A 4178-nucleotide genomic window follows, 5' to 3' on the forward strand; every position below is an offset into this window, starting at 1 on the left:
TTGTTTCTCTCCCTCTATCTTACAAGAATAAATCAACTCTTCTCGATAATGTCCTGCTCGATACCTCTGTTGCCGGCCGCAACGCGGTAAGGTTCTCAGGGTTGTCAGCTGCTGAGTCTGCATCAAACAAAATGTATCATGAGTAAATAGTGGTTCCATGGTTTATTTCCCCTTCTTTCTACTGGGATTCCTCATTAACATTTGGCATTCCTGACGTTCAAGCAGCTTAAGTGACTGCAGGTAACGGGTCGTCAGAAGACTCTTAGCGGGTTGAATGTATCGCCCGATTCCACTACTTAGAGATTCTTCTTGGTGATTAAGGGTGATGCCCGAAGTATGAATTCTGTGTTATCCGAAGTAACCGACTCCTCCGAAATATACCTAACCTACACTTATCAATTGTTTTTTGAGCAGCATGATCTGGCCAATATGATATGCATTATGAATACATAAATTTGATACTACTCCCCACCAAGGAGCATTGAAATATGAGGGGATTTCTTTTATAAGTTTATGATCTTCGCTTTCCTCAAGTGCCCTATTCCAACTTTCAAAGACTGTTTCAAGTCTCTGTAAGGTCTTCTTCCACTCAAAATCATTTATTGTATGTGGATTCACATAAAAAGTATCATCATTGTTTATTGAACTTTCCAATTCAAATTGTTCAACGTTATATCTCTCAAGCCACTTCTCATTCCAAAATATGAGATGATTCACGATCGACCAAATTGATTGTTTACTTTCATTTTCCCATGTAGCTTGTGTAGCATTTAAATCTTTTAAAATTTCATGGAGTGGAATGAACCAACTCTTATCGTTGTAACAGGCGTTTAACTGGTCTATGAGAATAGATCTATAACTCATCCTTCTACCTCACTTTTCTATTAATCTTTCGTTTTTTTCGGGTAACGTTTGGGTATTCACGAAGCCAAGAGACTTTAACGACTGGAGGGAGTAGGTGTGTCAGCACTTAGTCACGCCTAACGTTTTTGTATTCACTAAACGACCCAACCTTAGATGGCTCTTATCCTAGTATGGGTCATTTGTTGTCTGAGCTAATTCTATGATCATACATCTGACAACCGAGGGCGATAGCCCGAAGAGTGAATACAGTGTTATGCTCCGTTACTGTCTTCGAAGATTCCAACTCTATTTTTTACTTTGGTATATAAACTCAACTTCACGATCTAGCAAATATCGATATTCAAATAATTGCATTGTTCTTTCCCTAATTCTCTCTCGTTCATCCTTGGCTAGGCTTACCGATCCTTGTGTTCCAAGGTAACCATTACTAATAAATGTCTTCTCTACAAATGTTGTTTCCTTTAAATGATACTGTAACCATTCTTTCTGCGATTCAATTAGTGCTTCTCTTGGTTCTCTATCCAACTTGGGAAGAAGCTTATTATATATTTGATTCAACTCTTTATCCCAAATCTCTGTATATTTGCCTTCCAACGCACCCCATCGCAATGTTGTGATATCCTCTTTGGAATTTACTAATTCATTTAATTCCACTTCATAATCATGATCTATAGGATTTCGAAGCATTTCATCATAAAATTCTCCTTTCAAATCATAGTTCCCAATGCTCATGGATAACACTTCATTGTTAGAAGGATCTGATCGACCTTCAGTTATTCCTTCCGATTCTGCTCCATTACCTGTACTCACTACATCAGGAGGCAGTTCAGAGTTACTTATTGATCTAGTTTCGCTGTTCAAGGTAGCTGATTGACTAGTATTTTGACAAGATGAAAACACTATTGTAATAAAAAATAATAAGAGTATCTTACCTTTCATAAATGATCTCCTTAAATATTATCTTTAATATTTACCGGTAATGGTGCATAACTCCCATTCTAAGAATGTCGCATACTCCTTCCTTTCCCACCGAGTGTGCGATATTCGTATTACATTTGTATCTCCCATGGTATTCGAAATTACCAAATTATTCAATTCGATAATCGATCCAGCTGACTCAGTATACGGCGGACATCTTTGATACTGACATGGGTGTAGATTTCGGTGGTATGGGAGCTTTCATGCCCTAATAATTTTTGAATGTATCGGAGATCAGTACCTACTTCCAGAAAATGTGTGGCGAAAGAATGTCTCAGGGTATGCACCGTAACGGGCTTACCATTTCGCTTGCCTCTTTGGTTTTTTTGTTAGTCGTCGATCCCCCCTGTGTCCCTTACCCCCATTAAAAAAAGGCAGCCCCTCAGGGCTGCCTTCAGTTCTTCTCATACGTTCCGCATTCTTCATCCGAGTTTTTCAAGCTCTCCAGCTTTCAAACCCATTAATATAATCTACTCCCGCTCAATCGTCACCAACTGCTCGCTCTTGTCCCAGTTCACCTTCGTGACGAAGGCGTCGGCCACAAAACGCAGCGGCACGTACAGCGTGCTGTCGCGGTTGATCACCGGCTGGGTCAAGGTAACGGCTTTGCCGTCGATCGTCGCTTGCTTGGAGCCTTCCTTGATGACGATCTGGGTGCCTTTCAGGTCATCCACCATCGTCAGCTGCTTCGTGGCCCCGTTCCATTTCAGTTGGGCATCCAGCTGATCCGCAACGTATTTGATCGGCACCATCGTCGTGTTGTTCACGATAATGGCTTCCGGGTAGTACCAGTAGTCTTCGTCGTCTTCAGCATTTTGGCGCGTTGTCAGCGAAATCTGCTTTTGCGTAATCTTCGCATCTTCCGTCAAGAGACGGTACAGGTCAGATTTCGCATCGAGATGACGGATCACTTCACCTGGCGTCACGCCGATCAAACTTGGTTCCCACACGCCTTTGGACGTGTCGACCTTATTCACGGTCACCGGCTGGTTGACGTTCCACGTCTCCGACTGCGAGTGAACTTTCACCTGCTTCACAGGCACGCCTTCACCCTGCGGAATTTGGATCGTCAGGTCCATGTTCTGCTTGCGGATCTGCAGCTTGCTGTCCAGGAAGAAGTCCAGCGAGAGCACGGTATCCTTGCCAAGCAGTACGGACAGATCCGGGTCAGCTGTCAATTCCTTGACGGTGTCGTCGTATTGAGGCAGGAACTCGTTCAGCGCCTTCAGCGCTTCATCGGTAAAATAAGTCACCGCCGCGTCTTTATCCTTCAGCACGCTTTCCGGCGTGCCGAACGCTGCAGCCATATCGCCCATGTCCTCACCGGACTGGCTAAACGTAGGTTCAAAGATCGGATAGTAGACGTCGTAGACGGCTGCGATCATTTCTTTCAATCCTTCTTTGTCCTGGGATACGCTCGTCAGGAAGCCTTTAACCAGGCCAGCCAGCTCATCCCCTCGAATATCGATGTGCAGCTTCTGCAGCGACAGCGATTCGCCGTTCACCTTATCAGTCACGGAGGACAGTGCAATCGAGGATGGGTTCGGCGCGTGCTTGATCAGGAAGCCGCCGACATCCTTCACCATTTTTAACGCGCTTTCGTTGGACATTTGAAGTCCAGTCATCGTGAGCCCTTCCATGCCTTCCATACCGTTCAGCGGAATCACGACAGGTTGAGTCATGCCTTCAAGAGACAAGGCCAGGTTAACCTTCACGGCGCCTTCAATCGATCCGGTGTTTGGATCCTGCGTACGAGCCGAGTCAATCGTGAGCGAGATGGAGTTGATCAAGTCGATCATCTGCTTATCTTCTGCCGTCAGGCCGCTATCCGCAGGCACCAGTTCAAGCGACAGCGAGGACTTCGCTTCGGACGATTTGACATCCAGTGTACTGAGCACCGCTTTGTTGACGTCCAGGCCGCCAACGGCCTGACAGCCTGCCAGCACAATCAGCATGATGGCCAGTCCAAGCGCCAATCCCCATTTGAAACGCTTCTTCATCAGTTTACCTCCCCATTATGTATGCATGGAAAAAATTCCATTTTATATAGTATGCCAGCAGGTAACACCGAATGTAAAGAACATTTCAAACCGTATATATTTAAAGCTCCATTTGCGATATAATGAACATCATAAACGAGGTGAAGAAGCATGCAATCAAGCCATTTATGCCCCAAATTGGAAAAAGGGATGGGAATTATCAACCGGCGCTGGACCAGCCTGATCATCCATCAGCTGCTGAGCGGCCCGAAGCGTTTTTGCACCATTGAATCCTCCCTGCCGATCAGCGGCCGGTTATTGTCGGAGCGGCTTAAGGATTTAGAGCAGGACGGTGTC

Annotated in this window: 4 protein-coding genes and 1 pseudogene; 1 reads left to right on the forward strand and 4 read right to left on the reverse strand. The window is 45.0% G+C overall.

Going from position 1 to position 4178, the window contains the following annotated elements:
• Positions 1-381: 381 nt before the first annotated feature.
• The 4 genes and pseudogenes from CPT76_RS33620 to CPT76_RS33635 form a co-directional block, all read right to left on the reverse strand.
• Positions 382-864: a DinB family protein gene (locus CPT76_RS33620; protein WP_105445996.1), complete on the reverse strand. Its 483-nt coding sequence runs from the start codon at positions 862-864 to the stop codon at positions 382-384.
• A 285-nt stretch (positions 865-1149) separates the two neighbouring features.
• Entirely contained in the window at positions 1150-1803 is a 654-nt protein-coding gene (locus CPT76_RS33625; protein ID WP_105445997.1) for a lysozyme inhibitor LprI family protein, read from the reverse strand.
• 152 nt (positions 1804-1955) lie between these two features.
• Positions 1956-2138, reverse strand: a pseudogene (locus tag CPT76_RS33630) (tyrosine-type recombinase/integrase); the annotation flags it as partial.
• 174 nt (positions 2139-2312) lie between these two features.
• A complete protein-coding gene (locus CPT76_RS33635; protein WP_105445999.1) occupies positions 2313-3842 on the reverse strand; it encodes a copper amine oxidase N-terminal domain-containing protein in 1530 nt (509 codons plus the stop codon).
• A gap of 150 nt (positions 3843-3992) precedes the next feature.
• On the opposite strand from CPT76_RS33635, the gene CPT76_RS33640 reads away from it, so the two are divergent.
• The coding region (locus CPT76_RS33640; protein ID WP_146116519.1) for a winged helix-turn-helix transcriptional regulator at positions 3993-4178 on the forward strand (186 nt) is incomplete at its 3' end.

Source organism: Paenibacillus sp. AR247, assembly GCF_002968895.1.
GTDB lineage: Bacteria > Bacillota > Bacilli > Paenibacillales > Paenibacillaceae > Paenibacillus_AQ > Paenibacillus_AQ favisporus.